General features: G+C 71.0%; 1 protein-coding gene. It reads left to right on the forward strand.

The features are described 5' to 3' along the window. Positions 1-451 (forward strand): condensation domain-containing protein (locus tag ADL05_RS29135; RefSeq protein ID WP_156366099.1); only part of this gene is annotated, 451 nt, incomplete at both ends.

Here is a 451-nt window from a genome sequence, read left to right on the forward strand (position 1 = left end):
CCTGCAGGACCTGCCCGCCGTCTTCAACACACAGGTCAACGACGCCCTGCTCACCGCCGTCGCCAGCGCGATCGGGCACTGGACCGGCGACGACCACGTGCGCATCGACCTCGAAGGCCACGGCCGCGAAGACCTCTTCGACGACATCGACCTCTCCCGCACCGTCGGCTGGTTCACCACCATCTCCCCCGTCCGACTCCCGGTGGCCCGACCCGACGACCTCGTCGAGGGGCTCAAGAGCACGAAGGAACTCCTGCGCCGACGCCCCCGCCAGGGCATCGGCTACGGCCTGCTCGCCCACGGGGCGGGCCCGGACCGCGCACTGGAACCGGAAACGGCCGCCCAGGTCAGCTTCAACTACCTCGGCCAGTTCGACGCCTCCGGCGGCTTCGCCGCCCACTCCGGCAAAGCCGGACCCGACTGGCACCCCGACAACCAGCGCCCCTACCAG

Origin of the sequence: Nocardiopsis sp. NRRL B-16309 (assembly GCF_001279585.1) — a bacterium.
Classification (GTDB): domain Bacteria; phylum Actinomycetota; class Actinomycetes; order Streptosporangiales; family Streptosporangiaceae; genus Nocardiopsis.